At 69.0% G+C, this 18,764-nt stretch carries 17 protein-coding genes; 5 read left to right on the forward strand and 12 right to left on the reverse strand.

All coding sequences use genetic code 11. The features are described from left to right. Positions 1–73: 73 nt before the first annotated feature. On the forward strand, positions 74–415 hold the full coding sequence (locus QCD68_RS13955) for a ribonuclease E inhibitor RraB (protein ID WP_301223444.1): 342 nt from the start codon (positions 74–76) through the stop codon (positions 413–415). Here the strand turns inward: QCD68_RS13955 and QCD68_RS13960 are convergent. The 11 genes from QCD68_RS13960 to QCD68_RS14010 form a co-directional block, all read right to left on the reverse strand. Next, on the reverse strand, positions 412–933 hold the full coding sequence (locus QCD68_RS13960) for a hypothetical protein (RefSeq protein ID WP_301223445.1): 522 nt from the start codon (positions 931–933) through the stop codon (positions 412–414). The two genes, QCD68_RS13955 and QCD68_RS13960, sit on opposite strands and share 4 nt — an antisense overlap. Before the next feature lie 134 nt (positions 934–1,067). Next, on the reverse strand, positions 1,068–1,862 hold the full coding sequence (locus QCD68_RS13965) for a hypothetical protein (RefSeq protein ID WP_301223446.1): 795 nt from the start codon (positions 1,860–1,862) through the stop codon (positions 1,068–1,070). A 47-nt stretch (positions 1,863–1,909) separates the two neighbouring features. Continuing rightward, entirely contained in the window at positions 1,910–2,305 is a 396-nt protein-coding gene (locus tag QCD68_RS13970) for a DUF6188 family protein (protein ID WP_301223447.1), read from the reverse strand. A 38-nt stretch (positions 2,306–2,343) separates the two neighbouring features. Then, entirely contained in the window at positions 2,344–3,672 is a 1,329-nt protein-coding gene (locus QCD68_RS13975; protein WP_301223448.1) for a DUF6188 family protein, read from the reverse strand. An 87-nt stretch (positions 3,673–3,759) separates the two neighbouring features. Beyond that, positions 3,760–4,131 carry a hypothetical protein gene (locus tag QCD68_RS13980; RefSeq protein WP_301223449.1) on the reverse strand — a complete coding sequence of 124 codons (372 nt, stop codon included), beginning with the start codon at positions 4,129–4,131 and terminating at the stop codon, positions 3,760–3,762. Positions 4,132–4,311: 180 nt separating this feature from the next. Beyond that, complete coding sequence (locus QCD68_RS13985; protein ID WP_301223450.1) at positions 4,312–5,079, reverse strand: hypothetical protein; 768 nt, start codon at positions 5,077–5,079, stop codon at positions 4,312–4,314. A gap of 133 nt (positions 5,080–5,212) precedes the next feature. Then, complete coding sequence (locus QCD68_RS13990; protein WP_301223451.1) at positions 5,213–5,848, reverse strand: hypothetical protein; 636 nt, start codon at positions 5,846–5,848, stop codon at positions 5,213–5,215. A 193-nt stretch (positions 5,849–6,041) separates the two neighbouring features. Continuing rightward, entirely contained in the window at positions 6,042–6,506 is a 465-nt protein-coding gene (locus tag QCD68_RS13995) for a hypothetical protein (RefSeq protein WP_301223452.1), read from the reverse strand. 43 nt (positions 6,507–6,549) lie between these two features. Beyond that, positions 6,550–11,922, reverse strand: a complete 5,373-nt coding sequence (locus QCD68_RS14000) for a DUF6531 domain-containing protein (RefSeq protein WP_301223453.1) — start codon at positions 11,920–11,922, stop codon at positions 6,550–6,552. Positions 11,923–12,065: 143 nt separating this feature from the next. Further along, on the reverse strand, positions 12,066–12,515 hold the full coding sequence (locus QCD68_RS14005; protein ID WP_111073309.1) for a SufE family protein: 450 nt from the start codon (positions 12,513–12,515) through the stop codon (positions 12,066–12,068). After that, positions 12,512–13,423: a sulfurtransferase gene (locus QCD68_RS14010; protein ID WP_301223454.1), complete on the reverse strand. Its 912-nt coding sequence runs from the start codon at positions 13,421–13,423 to the stop codon at positions 12,512–12,514. Before QCD68_RS14010 ends, QCD68_RS14005 begins: the two co-directional genes overlap by 4 nt. Positions 13,424–13,571: 148 nt before the next feature. Here QCD68_RS14010 and zapE point away from each other — a divergent pair, with 148 nt between their 5' ends. Both zapE and QCD68_RS14020 read left to right on the forward strand, forming a co-directional pair. Next, the gene (gene zapE, locus QCD68_RS14015) at positions 13,572–14,642 is read left to right on the forward strand and encodes a cell division protein ZapE (protein ID WP_301223455.1); all 1,071 of its coding nucleotides are present in this window, start codon (positions 13,572–13,574) and stop codon (positions 14,640–14,642) included. A gap of 187 nt (positions 14,643–14,829) precedes the next feature. Beyond that, complete coding sequence (locus tag QCD68_RS14020; RefSeq protein ID WP_290156919.1) at positions 14,830–16,104, forward strand: ammonium transporter; 1,275 nt, start codon at positions 14,830–14,832, stop codon at positions 16,102–16,104. A gap of 72 nt (positions 16,105–16,176) precedes the next feature. Here the strand turns inward: QCD68_RS14020 and QCD68_RS14025 are convergent, their stop codons facing one another. Further along, positions 16,177–17,148: an aldo/keto reductase gene (locus QCD68_RS14025; RefSeq protein ID WP_301223457.1), complete on the reverse strand. Its 972-nt coding sequence runs from the start codon at positions 17,146–17,148 to the stop codon at positions 16,177–16,179. Positions 17,149–17,260: 112 nt separating this feature from the next. Between QCD68_RS14025 and QCD68_RS14030 the strand changes: the two genes are divergently transcribed. Further along, positions 17,261–17,653, forward strand: coding sequence for a ChaB family protein (locus QCD68_RS14030; RefSeq protein ID WP_111073313.1), 393 nt, complete (start codon positions 17,261–17,263; stop codon positions 17,651–17,653). A 61-nt stretch (positions 17,654–17,714) separates the two neighbouring features. Then, positions 17,715–18,683: a beta-ketoacyl-ACP synthase III gene (locus QCD68_RS14035; RefSeq protein ID WP_301223459.1), complete on the forward strand. Its 969-nt coding sequence runs from the start codon at positions 17,715–17,717 to the stop codon at positions 18,681–18,683. Positions 18,684–18,764 lie beyond the last annotated feature (81 nt).

Below are 18,764 nucleotides of genomic sequence, written 5' to 3' on the forward strand. Positions count from 1 at the left end.
GGCAAACCCCCCCAGGCCCCCGCCCCCACCGCGCCTCCCGTCCGCCGTGGGTACCGTCTGCGACACTCGACCCATGTGGCCGTTCCGCAAGCGCCCCGAGGCGGTGCCCTCGTTGCCGACCAACCCCGTGCTGCAGCAGATCGTGCAGCGGGGCGGCGACCTGTCCCAGCCGCGCGACTGGGTCCACTTCGTCTACTTCCCGGACGAAGGGTCCGCCGAGGCAGCCTCCGCGCGGATCGCCGCCGCCGGGTGGAACGTCGCAGTCAAGCCGTCGGGTGCGGAGTGGTACGTTGCCGCCGATCAGCAGAACGTGCTGGTGGACGACGCCCGACTCGGCGAGGCGGTGCGGTTCTTCGAAGGGATCACCGCGGAGACCTCCGGCGCACAGTGGGACGGCTACGAAGCGAGCATCTAGATCGTCGTCTGCCGGCCGGGCCCGAACTCCTCGAGACGGGTCGCCGGTCGACCGGGCCGCGCCGGGCGGTACGTCCGGTCGAAGGCATCGCTCATCATCGTGAGCGGTGGTCGGACCGTCACGGTCCATTCGCCGCTGTCGAACGCATCGATGCGGACGACCAGGTTGGTCTCGTCGGTCAGGTCGGCGCCGCGGAGGTACCCGAGGAACTCGCCGTCGATGAGCTGCCAGATGCTGTCAGCGGTCTCCGTCGCCTCGGCGTGGCTGAGGATGAGCCCTGGTCCCTCCGCCGCGTTGACACGGCGTTCGAGGGGGAGCGCCTCGACCAACTGGTCAGGGGACGTGACGGCATACAGGGTCGTGAGGACCCAGACGAGCCCGGGCGCCTCGAGTTCTGATGTTCTGAGCGCTGGTGTCTCGAGCTCTGAGAAGAACTGCACGAGGTCGGGCAGCGCGATGCGATCAGCGGGGATCGTGTAAGTGACCATATTGAGGTCCTGCGGCAGTGTCGAGGTCATCCGGCCTCCTCCTTCCTGATGCTGAGCGGGAGCAGCTCGTCGGTGGGCATCTCGACACTTCGTTGTTCGGAGTGCGACGACGACCGTGGCGGGACACCGTCGGCGGGAGACGGACACTGCAACGGCTACCAGCTTCAGCGGTCGGGGAAGAGGTCGACGGACCGCGGGGTGGAGCGGTAGCGGAGGTGCTCGAAGTCGGGGTGCCAGTCGACGAGGCCGACCACGGCGCGGACGGCGATGTCGATGAAGTACGGCGACACGACGATCCGGCGGGAGATCGTCGTCGCCTCGATCTCGGTCGCGGGTCGGGAACGCGACCCGGAGAAGTCGGTGACGTGCACGCCGTCGAGGTCCGTGCCCCAGGTGTACGCGGGCAACAGCCGGGCGGTGTCCGGGGCGACGTTGCCGACGACCTCCCACATGCCCGGCTGGAACCGCGCCGGCAGGGTGAGCCCAGCCACCACCGGCTGCGTGGCGAGCACGACGAGCGGGTCGGCGGGGCGCGGCAGGTCCTCGGGGCGCTGGAAGACCGCGACGTAGACGGCGTCGTGCAGCGTCGCGAGGACGTGCCCGAGCAGCACGCTGCCGCCGCCGTCCGGGATGAAGAAGACGTCACCGGTCTCGGCGATGAACGGCTGGCGGCTGAGTGGGACCAGCTCGTCGGCGGACGGATCTGCGCGTGCGGACGAGCGGTCTGCTGCTGCTTCCGTGGCTGGCGGATGCGACGCCGTCACACCGGAGCGTCGAAGTCGTTCGACCTGTTCGTCGAGGTCACGGCCGGGTGTACCGCGGCCGACCATGTCGATGGTGAAGACCTTCTCGGGGTCCGCCCTGGTCTCGGCCAGGAGCTGCGCGAAGAGCTGCTGTTCGCTGTCAGCCTGGTGGAACTCGGAGCCCGATGGCTGGTCCTTCTTGCGCTTGCCGAACACGTCGTCCGTTCCCCTCGTCCGATGACACCCCATCGTGGCACGACTGGTCAGTCGGACGTTGCTGGTGGGTCGACGACTGCCAGGCCACCGCCGGGCATGGCGATGATCATCCGGGGCTCCGGCCCGGCGCCGTGGTGGTTCCACGACTCGTACGACTCGTCGGGCCAGGCCTGCAGGACCGTCCCGGATGCGAAGTCGACCCGGAGGTCGGCGCCGTCGAGTGTCGCGTTCGTGACCGTGTCGCCGGGCAGGGCCAGGACGGGTGCGAGCGTTGCTTTCTGCCCCGGATCCACGATCCGGCGTTCCCCGTCCCGACCGGTGATCGCGAACTCGGTCTCGAACTGCACCGTCGTGCCGTTCGAGAACCCGATGGTGGTCTGGAAGGTGACGGTCAGGACGTCCACCCGGGCGTCGGTGAGATCGAGCCTGTGGTCGTCGGTCACGGAGCCTCCTCCGGGACCGTCGTGACCCGCTGCCGCGCTCATGACGGCGTCCCTCCGGGCAGCGTGCGGGCGACGACCTCGCCGCCGGTCAGGACGTCGATGTCCAGGCGCGCTCGTCCTGGTTCGGACCAGTGCCACGACGGCCGGTCGCGGTGGGACCACCCCTCCAGCAGCTCACCCGATGCGAAGCGGACGGCGATGCGGGCGCCGGTGACGGTGCCGCGTTCCACCACCTTCGTGTGCAGAGCGAGGAGCGGCAGGAGCGAGGGCGGGTCGCCCGGCTCCATGAACGTGTGCGTGCCGTCGGTCTCGGTCAGCGAGAAGGCTGTCTCGAACCGGAGGGTTGCTCCGCTCGAGAAACGGACTGTGACGGCGGTGTCGATCGCGATGGCGTCGACCGTGTCGCCGGCGACGTGCAGTTGGACGGTGGCGGACGTGGTGTTCGTCACGGTCCTCTCCGTCCCTGGCGTCTCGCTGCGCGGGAACACGAGCTGATCGACACGCGGCAGTTCAGTCGGCATCGCGTCGGTGAACCACGCGAGCTCGACCATCTGCATCCTGCCGTCGTGCACCCAGATGAGCAACTCGCCGCCGACTGGCTCGGCGTCGGTCCGGTAACTGGGGGTTTCCGGCAGTGGTCCATCGGGGAGGTCGACGCGGGGTGCCTCGTCGCGTTCGAGCGCGAGCGCCCACGCGCGCCGCCCGGACGGCGTGACGTCGACCACTGCGTCGAGCTGGGTGAGGAGCGCCGGCGCCTCGTCGATCCGAGCGTTCTGGAGGCACGCGCGGACGAGTGCGCGGATCTGCTGACCGTCACGTTCCTCCTGTGCGCGGCGTTGCTCGTCCTGTGCGCGGCGCTGCTGGGCGGCGGTCTCCTCGTCGCGGCTCCCGATGCCCGGTAAGGCAACGCCGGGTCCGAGGAACAGTTCGAACTCCCAGGAGGTCCCGATCACCGAACGATCCAGGGTCACCGTGACCGTCGTGCTGTCGAAGAAGTCGATGCGGATCACTGCCTGCGAGGCGTCCGTCGTGGTGCTGTCGATCGGGGAGCCGAAGAACTCGCCGTCGATCATCTGGTGGTTGTCCCGGACGAAGCGCCGCATGTCGTCGTCGGTGATCCACAGACCGGCGCCGCTGCTGTCGCGCAGCTTCTGCTCCCACTCGAGGACATCGAGGTCCGAGTGGGGCAGCGCGACCATGTCCAGGTCGGTGACGAGCCAGCGCAGTGGGGGGATCATCATGCCGTTGACGACGTTGCGGAACTCCAGGACGCCCGTCGGTTGCGAACCGATGAAGCGGTGGTAGGTGACGAAGTCGGGCTGGGGTCTCCTGGTGGCCGGGCGGCCTGATCTCCTGCGGAACGACATGATCCTCATTCGCTCGCTCTCACCAATCGCTTCCTGCTGCCTCGGAGTGCGGTTCACGAGTCTGCCGGAGCTTGCCGACCAACTCGATCACTTCGTCGAGGAGCGCGAGCGAGCACTCATCTCGTGGGCGTTTGCGTCTGCCTCGATCTTGTAGATCTCGCCCCACGCGATGCTCGGAGGCATGGCATGGACAGGCAGATCGACGTCAGGGAGACAGATCTGCACGAAGTGCGGGAAGGCGGGGAAGGTCCAGAGGTCTTCGTCTTCGAAGCGACTCCAGAGCAACAGCTCCCCGATGCCCAGCGGGTGGCCGAGCTCCTGACCGTTCAGCGGCGGATCGCAGCTGACCATCAGTGCATGGCGACCGTTCGGGAGCTCGATCGGTCGTTCCACTTCGCACCGGAAGACGGACGAGAATCGCTTGCTGTCCGTGGAGGAGAGAAAAAAGACTTCTTGCATGTCAGAACTCCGGATTGATGCCGCTGACCCTATCGAGTTGGATCACGCCCTTCTCGATGCCGTTCGGGATGATGTACTCGTCAAGTCTGCCTCGGTTGCCGTCCAGGGGAACCGGTGCCTTCGTCTCACCGCCGCGCTGGGGTGTTCTCGACCCAGTCGAAGACGACCACGGGCCTTCCTTCAGGGGTCGTGTGGACGGCGGGACATGGCCGCCGCCGGTGTTCCTTCCCCGAAGATCGAAGTGAACCGGTCTTTCACTCCGACTCGGTCCAGGTCGAGGATCACCGTCCACCATGCTCCGTCCACCACATCGATCACGATCACGGCTTTGTCGAGCTGACCCACATCTGCTGCCTCGAAGCCGATGAACTCGCCCTCGATGAACTGCACCGTGGCTGCGGCGAGACGAGTGAACGTGGCGGGGTCGAGTACCGGCTTGGGGAGACCGGCTGTGCTCGACACCTGTTCGAGTTCAGTTATTTCCAATCCGGAACCGGGGGAGACATTGACGAAGATGTCCTCTGCTGTCCAGTAAAGCTCGGGCAGGTGCAGAGACTCCAGAATGTCGTCGAGTTCGACATCCACGTCTTCATTTTGGATCAAGTCAAGAGTGAAAAGGCGCAGCATACGGAACCCTCGATCAGGTGCTCGGCCCTTCGGGTGCACATCGCCGCGGAGGAGAACAGAGCCATGCGCCTCGAAATGTTCGGGAAGCTCAGCCAGTTCCTCTGGCCACTCTTGCAAGAGACGTTTGATGTCCTCGACGATCCACATGGGAACAGTGAGGTTGCGCTCCGCGATGAGCCCTGCTGCGATGCTCAGACCGATAGGGGCTTCGTTGCATTCAACGAGATCGCGCGCATCTTCCAATGCTTGAATTCCGAGCCGCTCTTCGAGTCCGCTGATGATGCGGAGTGCCTGATTGCGGTAATTGTCAACGTCGTTCATCGCGCGTTTTTCGATGTGTTGGTAGGGAATCCGGAAATGATCTCATCGTTTCTGATGACTACTCGAATCACGACGCCGTGCCGAATGCCGTTCGCGATGGAGGTCGTCCCGGCCTTACCCTCCAGGTCGGCAATCACCGAGCGGGGTTTTTGTATCTGGCCGGGGGCAGGAAATCGGTGATGAAGAGCACGCCGACGATCCGACGAGCAGTCGGGTCCAGGGCAGCGGTCACCAGCGAATCTTGCAGCCAGGCCGAGCACAGCAGGGCCCCCGTCGGGCCGGCATCGGAGAGGTCCTTCGTGAACTGTTCCAGTCCGACCACCGTGACCCCCTTCTCACGTGCCAGGTTGTACTTCGTCCAGAGCGTCCTCGCGATGCTGGAGGCCTCGGTCTCGCCGAGGCGGAGGAGCCGGTCGTCGGGCAGCGCTTCGATCGCGGACAGGGCGCGGCCTGCGGCCGGGAGTGTCGACGCCAGAAGGAGCCCGCGGAGGTCCCCGACCGAGATTGTCCTCGCCGTCCGAGATCGATCGAGGTAGGTCACAGCGAGCACCTCGTTCTCGTGCTCGTCGAGCACGAGCGACACCACCTCCTCGCCGGACTCCACCTGGCAGAAGAGGACCGGAGCGCTGCCCAGGCCTCCGAGCGGCTCGATCAGCTCCTGGAGGTTCGGTTCGCGGGCCAGGTACCGTGTGCGCACCATGGTCACGAACTCCGCTGCGCTGAAGCGGTCGGCGAAGACCTCGTCGCCCTTCTCAGCGCGAGCCAGCACCGACTCGACCTCCGGTGGTACGGGAACCGTCGAGTGCGCGAAGATCCGGTCGAGATCCCGGACGGTCAGAATGATGCGCGACGCTTTCTCGAGGAGGTCCTCCTGGCGACGGGCGGCAAGTGGGATGGGTGGCAAGCCAGCGTTTAGTGTCATTCTTCCAACAAAAGACTGTAGATTTTGCGTTATGTGATAATCACTTGTCAAAAAGTTCCGCAGATGACGGAACAGGGATGTAGCGCACTTCGTCGAGCGCTGGGTCGTGACGCTTGATTCCTGCGTGCATGAGGAGGAAGTCCTCGATGAGCATGGGTGATCGCGTGATTCTCCGCGGGATACTCGCGGCTTCCTCCGCGGTCGCGTAGCGGGTTTTCGTCTCGTCAAAGCTTGTGACGCGCACGCCACCGGTCTCGGGGAAACCCCAAGTGAAGGCCGGGAGGAGTTCCTGGCGATCTGCAGTTGCGTTCGTGACGAAAGTCCACATTCCGGGACGGAAGCGAGCATCGAAGGTCCAGCTTGTGACAATCGGAAGATGCCTCATGGCGTTGCGGGCTTCGTCAATATCTGTCGGGAGATCGACGAGGTGGTCGAAGACGACGACGAACATCCGCGAACCCCTGATGCGCAGAACTTGTCCGATGAACGCGACCTGATCGTTCATCGGAATACTGAACACGTCGCCCTCGCTGACCTTAAAGATTTTACTATCCGATCTCATGGGGATCGCCTCCTGCTTCTCGGTAGCGTTTTTCGCTCATTTGATGGCGCTTGTTTTCAAGTCCTCCGTCAGGATTGCTCTTGTTAGTCGGTCCGCCAAGGCGTCTGATGTGAGATTCCTCCAATCGGTCGAGATGTTCGCCCGGCCAACCACGGTCTAGCTCCTCGTACCTGAATTGGGAGTTCGGGTGAGCTCGAGCGTGTTCGCGTTCTCGTGCCGCGAGGCGCTCGTCGCTCTTCACTTGTCCGACGTACAGCTTGCGCAGACCGCGTGTGTCTTCCTGCAGATAAACGGTCCCAGGCGCGAATGGTTCGTGGTCGCCCAGCTTGCCTACTGCACTCGGCAGATGCACCTTGTTGAGCACCCCGCCGGTCGCAGCCGACGTCGCGGCGCCCTCGGCAGCGTTCCGCAGCAGGCTGCCCGGCGTGACCGGCTGCCCACTGACGACGGTGTTCGCGACGTTCTCGACAGCACCCTCGACCGCGTTGCCGACGAAGTGCTTCCCGATCGCCGCACCGAAGCCGCCGCCGACCGCGCCGAACGCTCCGCTGACGGCGACCTGCCCCCAATTGACCTCGCCGGTGGTGGCCTTCTGGATGATGGTGTCCGCGCCGGCGCTGATGAGCATCATGCCGACCGGGCCGCCGACACCGGTGGCCATGAGGAGTCCACCGCCGACGACCATCGCGCCACCGGCGACGTACTCCCAGTTGTCCTTGAACCATTCGCCCGTGGCCGCTGCGGCTCGGGCGAGGGGACCCTGCTCGCTGGCAGCGTAGGCCTCGAGTTCGGCGTCGGTGATCGGCGCGAGCCCGAGCGGGTCGAGCGCGTGCAGCGGGTCGTTGCCGGCGAACGAGTACGGGTTGCCACCCCAGGCGGCTCCGGCGGGCGGAGCGAGCGGGTCAACGGAGAGGAACCCGCGGGTGGTCGGGTCGTAGGCGCGGGCGCCCATCCACTCGAGTCCGGCGACCTGCAGGGTGCCGTCGGCACCCAGACCGACGGCCGCGGGCAGGGACGCGCCTCCGACGTCGGCGAGGACCTGCCACGGGTCCGCCTCCGAGGCCGCACGGGCGCTGCGCCAGCCGGCGGTCGTCCAGGCGTCACCGATTCCGGTGATGCCACCGTGAGCACGGAGGACCGGGGCGTCGCCGACCGCGAGGAGCGTCGGCGTGGCCGCCGCGGTGTCCCACGTGATCGGGACACCGTCGACCTCGGCGAGTTCACCGAGGGCATCGACCGTCAGGTCCGTCGACGCTGAGCCATCTGGACCCTGCGTCCGGGTGCCCGTGAGCCACCCGCGGGCGTCCCAGAGTGAGTCGGTGGTGCTGCCGTCGCTCCGGAGTTCGCGCGTGCGCTGGCCGCGCCCGTCGTACTCGTAGGTGACGGACTCGTCACCGTCCTCGACCCGGAGGAGCTGACCTGCCGCGTCGTGGTGGAACCGGCGGACTCGATCATCGATGCGTTCCTCGACGAGCCGTCCGGCTGCGTCGTAGACCCATTCGGACCGGTGGTCAGGTCCCACCGCGGACACGAGTTCGGCGGAGACCAGCTGTGCCCCGTCGTCGTGGCCGTACCCGGTCCGTCCGGTGGGGCCGTCCACCGTCAGGATCCGCCCGTCGGGGTCACGCTCGATGCGGGTCACGTCGGACCCGTCGGCGTCGGTCGTCGTGTGCTCGACGAGCTGGCCGTCCGCGTACCGCCAGGACTGCAACTGGTCACCGGCCCGGAGGCCCGTCAGACGTCCGGCAGGGTCGTGGTCGTACCGGACCTCGCCGAAGGCGGTGTGCTCGAGACGGCTGACACGACCCACTGCGTCGCGGTCGTACCGGGTGACCGTGCCGTCGGGGGAGTACACAGCGGTGCGGAGGCCGTCGGCGTCGTGACTCCACCGGGTCTCACGGGAGTCGGTGCTGCGACGGACGAGCTGTCCGAGCCGGCTGTACTCCAGCGTGTGGGCCACCGGATCCCCGCCACGGGTGTGGTCGGTGATCGTGACCGTGCGGGCGCGCGGGTCGCGGTCGATGCGGGCGAGCAGTGCGTCATCCGCGTACTGGGCGACCTCGAGCCCGGCGGCGTCGTGCTCCCATCGCAGGACCTTGCCATCGGGATCGGTCTGGGTCAGCTGGCGCCCGGCCGCGTCGTAGGTCGCGGTGGTCGTTCGTCCCAGGGGATCAGTGGACGACGACACCTTGTCGAGCTGCGTGTACGTCCGGACCGTCACGCCACCGAGTGGGTCGGTGGTGCGCACGAGTCGACCGCGCTCGTCGTACTCGTAGCGGGTCACCCCACCGAGTCCGTTCACCGCAGCGGTCAACTGGCCGGCGGCGTCGTACCGGAAGGTCCGCTGTCCGAACCGGGAGTCCCGTGCCGAGACGACCCGACCGACCCGGTCGTACCGGTACTCTGCGGTGCCGACACCCGGCACCTGGGAGCGCACGACACGGCCGACGGCGTCGTACTCGGTCCGCGCGACGGTCCCGTCGGGCATCGTGCGCGCTGTGATCCGCGAATCGGCGTCGTAGGTCAGCGTGGTGCGGGCGCCGGCCGGGTCGACGGCGGCGACGGGACGACCACAGCGGTCGTACTCGTAGCGGCTGGTCCGCCCGGCGGGCGTCGTCACGGCCACGACACGACCGGCCCGGTCGCGCTCGATGACCGTGAGGCCACCGTCGGCGTCGACGAGTTCCACCGGGCGTCCGGCGGCGTCGTAGGTGGTCAGCTCCGCGGAGGTGTCGGCGTGTTCGACCGACAGCGGCCGACCGAGTTCGTCCGTGCGGACGGTGACGTCCTCGAATGCGTTCCGCACGATCGCGATGCCGTCGACGCGTGCGCGCTCGGTGTCGGTCCGGACGCCGGTGGGGTCGACGGTGGCGCTGACCTGCCCGGTTGCGTCGTACTCGCGGGTCCAGCTGCCGCCGGCCGGGTCGACCACGGTGCCGAGACGCGAGAGCGCGTCGTGGACGAAGCGCCACTCGGCCCCGTCCGGCAGGGTCGCCGTCGTCACGTTGCCGAGCGCGTCGAAGGCCTTCGTGACGACCCGACCGAGCGGGTCGGTCGTGGCGACGACCTGGCCGTGCGGCCCGTACGTCAGCTCGGTCCGCGCACCGGTGGGATCGACCGTCGCGGTGACCCGACCGCCCGGACCGTGTTCGTACCGCCACACGCCGCCGTCGGGCTCCTCGCGGGAGGTCAACAGCCCGGTGGCGTCGTACCGGTAGCGCGTGCGGTGGCCGAGAGGTGTCCGGGCTTCGACGACACGACCGGCGTCGTCGCGCTCGAGTCGTGCGACCGCGCCGTCGGCGTCCTCGATGCCGACGACGTCGCCGAACCGGTCGTGGTGGAAGGTGACGGTCACCCCGGTCGGGTCGGTGCACCGGACGAGCACACCACCGCGCCACTCGAGCTCGGTCCGACCGCCGACGGGGTCGACGACGACCGACGGGTTGCGGTCCGCCGCGTCGGCGTACTCGTACTCGACGACACCGCCACCTGCCGTGACGACCGTCGTGATGCGGTCCTGCTCGTCGTGGCCGTACGTCAGGTCGGCGCCCTCCGGCGTCACGGTGCGGAGGCGTCGGCCACGGTCGTCGTACCCGTGGACGGTCGTCTGGCCGTCGCGCTCGGTGACCGACACCAGGTTGCCGTGCGGGTCGTACGACATCGACTGACGGCGGCCGTCGGCGTCGACGATGCCGACGACGCGGCCCTTCCGGTCCGAGATCCAGGTGTTCGTGGCGGTTCCGTCGGTGTCCGACACCGAGGTCACCCGGCCCTGCAGGTACGCGAACCGGACGGTGCGTCCGAACGGGGTGCGCTGCTCGACCACACGGCCCTGCGCGTCGTACATGTTGACGCACTCGACGACGCCGGAGGCCGCGGTCACCTGGTCGACCAGGCCTGCGTCGTCCCACCGGTAGCGTCGCGTGCCGACCGCGTCCTGCGCGGCGACGAGGCGGCGGGCGTCGTCGTACCGGTACTCGACACGGCGGCCGTCCGACGCCGAGACGGAGGCGACGCGGTCGTCCTGGTACTCGACGTGGACCGCGCGGCCGAGTTCGTGCTCGAGCCGGGTGATCCGGTCGTCGGCGCCTCGGACGACCGAGACGCCGGTGCCCGGCCCCCGGTCGGTGCCGAGCCAGAGCCCGGCCCGCGTGAACGTCCATCGACCGCCGGCGTTGTCGGCGACGACGAGCACGGCGTCCTCACGGCGGAGCCAGAGGTCCTCGCCGACCCCGCGTCCCCAGCCGTCGCCGTCCCGGGGGAAGTCGACCTGGCGTCCGTCCTCGAGCACGATCGACGCGACCTCGTCGCCGAGCTCCAACCGGACGTCGAGCACCGACGACCAGCCGATGCCGAACCACCCGACCCGGGTGTCGAGCGAGTTGTACATCCGCGAGAAGTGCAGCGCTGCCGCGGCCCCACCGAAGCGCAGGTCCGTCTCCGGCTCGAGGAAGTTGCCCGTCGCGGTGTTCACCGGGTCGTCGGCGAAGCCGTTCGTCGGCGGGGTCCCCATCGCCGAGAACGGGCCGATGGTCAGGTCGTCGCGGGTGGCGTCGATGCCGGCCGCCGCCAGGGCCGCCGAGATCGAGGCGTCCGACAGCGTGGCGGGTCCGATGCCACCGCCTGCGGCCTCGAACTGCGCCGCGACGGTGCCCGCCCAGGCCGCGTCCTGACCGTTCGCGGTCAGCCAGTCGTTCACGGCGGTCACGAGCGACTGCGCGTTCAGCGTGCCCCAGCACGGGTTGCAGCCGGACTCGTAGTCGGTCAGGGCATTGCGGAAGGTCGAGACCGCACCGGCGAGTGACTCGTCGCACGACCGGATGCCGGACTGGAACGACCGGAGGTCTGCGGGCACCGCCGACGACGTGCCGCCGCCTCCGCCACCCCCACCGGCCGGGATGGTCCGGCCGCTCACGGTCACGGCGTCGGCCTGGCGGTGCGGCTCGGGCTCCGGCTCCGGTGGCTTCGGGTCGTCGTCGGCGCCGAACCAGGTCCCGACCTCGTGGGTCGCGGCGACGAAGAAGTTGTCCTCGCGCTCCTTCTTGCGCGCCGCCCAGGCCTTCGCCTTCGCCCGCCGGTCGTCCTCCTGCTTCGCGGCCTCACGCAGCTGCTCGACGAAGCCGGACAGGCTCTGCAGAGCGCCGACGAGCTCGGACGCCCCTCGGGAGGCGACGTCCGCGTTGTCCGCGAAGACCTTGGAGAAGTACCCCCGGAACTCCCGGCTCGCGGTCGTGACGTACGACGCCCGTGACCCCGATTGGCCGCTGATCGCGTTCGCGAGCCCCGTCGCAGCGGACTTCAGTCCGTCGGCGTCTCCGTATGAGTACCCCGTCGGGTCGTTGCCGTGGATCTTCCCCATGTCGTCCCGTTCCCCTCGTCGGTTGACGGGCCCATCCTGTCACGTGCACCGCTCGTTCCGCCGGAACGCTCAGCAGACGGCGGGAACGACGGACGGGAGGCGCGTCACCGCTGAGCGGGCCGCGCCCGTCCGGAACGAGGCAGCTACGCGACCGCCGCCGTGACCTGCCGCTGCACCCGGCCGAGCATGCCGACCATGCCGCGGATCCGCAGCGGACTGACCGCCTCGGACAGCCCGATCGTGAGCGGGTAGTCGGCCGGCACGGCGAGGACCTGCTCGGCGGTCAGACCGGAGAGCCCCTGCGCCAGGATCGAGGCGAACCCCCGGGTGGTGGGCGACTCGCGCGGCGCGGTGGCGTGCATCCGGACGACGTCGGGGGCGTCGCCGTCCTCGCCGACCGTGACGGTGATGAAGACCGGGGACTGGCACTCCTCGACACGTTCGAGTTCGTCCTCGTGGCCCTGCAGGCGCGGCGGCAGGGCCGGCAGCTCGTCGGAGAACTCGAGCAGGAGCTGCAGGCGGTCGTTCAACGAGAGCGCGAGGAAGTCGTCGCGGATCTCGGCGAGGGGCTGGGGGAGTGCTGCGTCCGTCATCGAGAGGGCAGCGTACCCGGCTCCGAGCCCTGCACGATCGGGACGCGGACGGCGCTGCCCCACTCGGTCCACGAGCCGTCGTAGTTGCGGACGTTGTCGTAGCCGAGCAGGTGCTGCAGGACGAACCAGGTGTGGCTCGAGCGCTCACCGATGCGGCAGTAGGCGATGACCTCGTCCGCGTCGCCGATGCCGGCACCGTCACGGTAGACGGCGTCGAGCTCCTCGCGGGACCGGAACGTGCCGTCCGCGGCGGCTGCGGTCGCCCAGGGGATGTTCACGGCGGTGGGGATGTGGCCGCCGCGGAGGGCGCCTTCCTCCGGGTAGTCCGGCGCGGTGGTGCGGGAGCCGTCGTACTCGGGGGCGCTCCGGACGTCGATGAGCGGCTTGCCGAGGTGCGCGAGGACGTCGTCCTTGAAGGCACGGACCGGCTCGTCGTGCCGCTCAACGACGGGGTACTCGACCGGGGCGACGGCCGTCCGGTCGGTGGTCATCGCACGGCCTTCGGCGATCCACTTCGCCCGGCCGCCGTCGAGCAGGCGGACGTCCGCGTGCCCGAAGAGCGTGAAGACCCAGAGGGCGTAGGCGGCCCACCAGTTGTTCTTGTCGCCGTGGATGACGACGGTGGTGTCGCGGCCGATGCCCTTGCCGCCGACCAGAAGGGCGAACGCCTCGCCGTCGATGTAGTCGCGCTGCACCGGGTCGTTGAGGTCGGTGTGCCAGTCGATCTTCACCGAGCCCGGGATGTGCCCGGTCTCGTAGAGCAGGACGTCCTCGTCGGACTCCACCACGACGAGCTCCGGCGATCCGGCTCCGGCGTCGAGTTGCTCCTGCAGCCACTCGGTGGACACCAGGCGCTCGGGGTGCGCGTAGGAGCGGAACTTCTCGGACGGGTCGACCGGTGCGGTCATCGGGGGTACCTCCTGGGGATCGGTGGCGTGCGGACTACGATCGGTCCTTGCGCGTCGACGGCAACGGTACGCGGGCGGGCCGAGTCCCCGCCGCACCGTGACACCGCACGACGAACACGACACGCACGCTCCGCACCGGAAGGCCGTCTTGCCCGAACTCGCTCCCGTCGCCCACCTCGTGGACCGCGACCCGCAGGTGACCCCGCAGCAGATGGCCGAGTCGCTGGTGCCGCCGCCGCAGTTCACCACCGCGTCGTTCGCCTCGTACCGCCCCGACCCGGAGTACGCGTCGCAGGCCGAGGTCCGGGACGCGGTCGAGGCCTTCGTCGCGACGCCGCCCGAGCCCGCCAAGCGCGGGCTGTTCGGCCGGAAGCGCAAGGAGCCCGAGACGCCGACGCGTTCGGGTGTGTACCTGGACGGCGGGTTCGGCGTCGGCAAGACCCACCTGCTCGCCGCCGCCTACCACGCCGCATCCGGCCGGAAGACGTTCGGCACCTTCATCGAGTACACGGCCCTGGTCGGCGCACTCGGCTTCCAGGGCACCGTCGACCTGCTCCGCGGCACCGCGCTGGTCTGCATCGACGAGTTCGAGCTCGACGACCCGGGCGACACCATGGTCATGACGCGGCTCATCAAGGAGCTGTCCGAGTCCGGCACCCGCTTCGCTGCCACCTCGAACACCCCGCCGGGCGCGCTCGGCGAGGGCCGGTTCGCGGCGCAGGACTTCCTCCGCGAGATCCAGGCGATGTCGGACCGGTTCGACACGATGCGCATCGACGGCCTCGACTTCCGTCGTCGTGCCGTCGACGAGTCCGCCTCCGTCGTCGACGACGTCCCGTCCGTCCTGGCGACGGTGACCGCGTCGGCGTCTGGTTCCGGGACGGGAGGCCCGGCCCGCGTCACACAGGACGACTTCCGGTCCGTCGTGGCCCACCTGGCGTCGGTGCACCCGTCGAAGTACGTCGCGCTGGTCGACGGCCTCGACGCCGTGGGCCTGACCGACGTGCAGGCGTTCACCGACCAGACCGATGCGCTCCGCTGGGTGGCGCTCGTCGACCGGCTGTACGACGCGCAGGTGCGGATCGTCGCGTCCGGCATCCCGCTCGACACCGTGTACCCCGAGGTGATGCTCGAGGGCGGGTACCGCAAGAAGTACCTGCGTGCAGCCAGCCGTGTCGTGGCCCTGACGCGCGCGGAGACCCAGCCCCGGGCCTCCTGACCGTCCTCGCACGTCGCTCGGGGCACCTGCACACCGCACTGACCGGTCCACGAAACACAGCGTTCACAGAAGGCGCCGTGACGTTACCTCCGCGAAACAGTCCGAGCGCTCCGGTGAAACACGCCGTCGCCAGACTCGGTCGCACCCGAGGCGGACGAGAGCCGCACAGCTCACGAGAGGTGCACACATGCTTGATCAGGGCAACACGACGTTCGTGTTGGTGATGGCCGCGCTGGTGTTGTTCATGACACCCGGCCTGGCCTTCTTCTACGGCGGATTGGTGAAGGCCAAGTCCGTCATCAGCATGATGATGATGTCGTTCGGAGCGATCGCCCTGGTGAGCGTCCTCTGGGTGCTCTACGGCTACGCGATCGCCTTCGCCAACCCCGGCGACCACACGGCGATCTCCGGAGTCGTCGGCTTCTTCAGCATCGACTGGAACCAGCTCGGCCTCGGCCAGGCGTTCGAAGAGGCGAAGGCCTCGAAGATCGACGCGGCCTACCCGTCGATGGCCTTCGTCGGCTTCCAGGCCACGTTCGCGATCATCACCGTCGCGCTCATCTCCGGCGCCATCGCCGACCGCGCCAAGTTCGGCGCGTGGATGGTCTTCGCCGGTGTCTGGGTCACGGTCGTCTACTTCCCGGTCGCCTCGTGGGTCTTCAACCTGACCTCGGGTTGGGCCGCCACGTGGGGTGTCATCGACTTCGCCGGTGGCACCGCGGTGCACATCAACGCCGGTGCCGCGGGCCTCGCCCTGGCGCTGGTGCTCGGCAAGCGCGTCGGTTTCGCCAAGGGTGCACACAAGCCGCACAACCCGCCCTTCGTCCTGCTCGGTGCCGCCATCCTCTGGTTCGGCTGGTTCGGCTTCAACGCCGGCTCCGAAGGTGCGGCTGACGGCATCGCCTCCATCGCCTGGGTCAACACGCTCGCCGCTCCGGCCGCCGCGATCCTCGGCTGGCTGCTCGTCGAGAAGCTCAAGGACGGCAAGGCCACCTCGGTCGGCGCCGCATCGGGTGCCGTCACCGGTCTCGTCGCGATCACCCCGGCGTGCGCCAACCTGACGCCCGGATGGGGCCTGGTGCTCGGCTTCCTCGCCGGCATCGTCTGCTGCTTCGCCATCGACTGGAAGTACCGCCTGGGCTTCGACGACTCGCTCGACGTGGTCGGTGTGCACCTGGTCGGCGGCATCTTCGGCACGCTGTTCCTCGGCTTCTTCGCCAACGACACCGGCCTGATCTACTCCGGCTCGTTCGCCCAGCTCGGCAAGCAGGCCGCGGCCGCCGGTGCCGTCGGTGCGTACTCGTTCGTCCTGGCCTTCATCATCGGCTTCATCATCGAGAAGACGATCGGCTTCCGCGTCAAGACGGAGGACGAGGTCGCCGGCATCGACACCGCGGTCCACGGCGAAGAGGGCTACGTCCTCTACGACGAGGAGGACAAGAGCCCGGTCGGCGTCCGCTGACACGCTCTCCCGCACGAGGACGGCCCCCGCTCACCCGAGCGGGGGCCGTCCTCGTGTGCGCGAGGTGTCAGGTCACCAGGCGTAGTCCTCGGGGGACGTGTCGTGGCCGGGGAAGAGCTCGTCGAGGCGGGCGAGCGCCGAGTCGTCGAGGCGAACGTCGACGGCACGGACCGCGGACTCCCACTGCTCCATCGTGCGCGGGCCGGTGATCGGTGCGGTGACGCCCGGCTGGTGCAGCAGCCAGGCCAGCGCGAGCTCGCCCGGTGTGTGGCCGAGCTCCTTCGCGAACGACTCGTACGCGGTCAGCTGGTCGCGGTGGGCGTCGACGTACTCGGCGCTCCGCCCGGACAGACGGCGCGACCCGTTCTCGGACTTCTCGATGACGCCACCGAGCAGACCGCCCTGCAGCGGCGACCACGGGATCACACCGAGGCCGTAGTGCTGCGCGGCCGGCAGGACCTCGCGCTCGACGTCGCGGACGACCAGGTTGTAGATCGACTGCTCGCTGACGAGGCCGAGGAAGTTCCGGTGCGCCGCGGCCTCCTGCGCCTGGGCGATGTGCCACCCGGCGAAGTTCGACGAGCCGACGTAGAGGACCTTGCCCTGGCCGACGGCGATCTCCATAGCCTGCCAGATCTCGTCCCAGGGGGTGTCCCGGTCGACGTGGTGCATCTGGTAGAGGTCGATGTGGTCGGTCTGCAGGCGACGGAGCGAGGCGTCGATCGACTGGCGGATGTTGTACGCGCTGAGCTTGCCGCCGTTGGGCCAGCCGGTCATGTCGCCGTAGACCTTCGTGGCGAGGATCGTCTTGTCGCGTCGGCCGCCGCCCTTGGCGAACCAGCGCCCGATGATCTCCTCGGTGGCGCCCTTGCCCACCGAGCCGCCGTAGGCGTTGGCGGTGTCGAAGAAGTTCACGCCGAGCTCGTGCGCCCGGTCCATGATCGCGTGCGAGTCGTCCTCGCTGGTCTCCGGTCCGAAGTTCATCGTGCCGAGCACTGCCCGTGACACCGACAGCCCTGTCCGTCCGAGGTGTGTGTAGTCCATCACCCAGGTCTACGCCTGTCCCTCGACCGGCTGCCAGGCCCTGGGAGTACCGGTGGAGGAACCCACCGACCGCAGACCGGTGCTGACCACCGGAGCAGTGAAGGAGCCCGACATGCCCGCCGACGACGACCTCCCCAGCACCCTGCAGCGGTCCCCGGAGCACGCGCAGGACGTCTACCGCGCCGCCCGGAAGTCCGCCGAGGCCGAGTACGGCGACGGGCAGCGCGCCGGCCGGACCGCCTGGGCCGCCGTCAAGCACGAGTACGAGAAGGTCGGCGACCACTGGGAGGAGAAGGAGTCCGCCGGCCCGTCGGACTCCGGTGCCGCCGGCTCGCGGGGCTCCGGCACCACCGAGGAGGGCGTCGACGCCAACGCCTCGAAGGCGCACCTGCTCGACGTCGCGAAGCGCCTGGACGTCAGCGGACGATCGAGCATGACGAAGGACGAACTCGTCGACGCGATCAAGAAGGCGAACCGCCGCGCCACCGCGAAGGCGCGCGACTGACCGGGCCGCCGCATGCCGCGTCCGGCATGCTCCGCTGGACGACAGGCGTAGCGTGCCGGGTGTGAACATCCCAGCACTTCGAGGCAGCCGGATCATCGGGTTCGGCCACCACCAGCCCGACCGGATCCTCACCAACGACGAACTGTCGACCATGGTCGACACGAACGACGAGTGGATCACCACCCGCACCGGCATCAAGACCCGGCACATCGCCGGTCCGGACGACAGCGTGACGTCGATGGCGACCGAGGCCGCGCGCAACGCCCTGGCGGACGCCGGGCTCGCACCCACCGACGTGGACCTGGTCGTGGTCGCCTCGACCACCCACCGCGACCGCTCGCCCTACACGGCCGGACGGGTCGCGGCAGCACTCGGGATGTCGAACGGCCCCGCGCCGATCGACATCAACACCGCCTGCAGCGGCTTCGAGTACGCGATGGCGATGGCCGACCAGGCGATCCGCACCGGCTCCGCCGACACCGCCCTGGTGATCGGGTCCGAGACGCTCTCCCGGATCGCCGACTGGACCGACCGCTCGACCTGCGTCCTGGTCGGCGACGGTGCCGGCGCCGCGGTCCTCGGCGTGTCCGACGAGCCGCAGATCAGCTCCGTATCGTGGGGGAGCGTGCCGCACCTGCAGGACGCCGTGCGTGTCACGCACGACCCCGAGATCTTCCAGCAGGAGGGTCGTTCCATCTACCGGTGGGCGATCACCGAGGCCGAGGGACACGCCCGCGCCGTCGTCGAACGCGCCGGCCTGACCCTCGACGACATCGGCGTGTTCGCGTTCCACCAGGCGAACCTGCGGATCATCGAGCCCCTCGTCGCCGCGCTCGGTGGCGAGGGCAAGTACGTCGTCCGCGACGTCGTCGAGTCCGGCAACACCTCGGCCGCCAGCGTCCCGCTCGGGCTGTCGAAGGCCTGGCACCGCGCGGAGCTCCCCGAGGGCGTGCCCGCGCTGCTGTTCGGCTTCGGCGGCGGCTTCGCCCATGCCGGTCAGGTCGTCATGACGCCGACGCGTCAGCGCTGACAGGGGCGCGGGACACCGCGGCTCACCGGCGCGACGACCGGCCGGGGGGGGCCCCCCCCCCGGGGGGGGGGCGGCCCGCCC

This window comes from Curtobacterium sp. PsM8 (assembly GCF_030433875.1).
In the GTDB taxonomy this organism is placed as follows: domain Bacteria; phylum Actinomycetota; class Actinomycetes; order Actinomycetales; family Microbacteriaceae; genus Curtobacterium.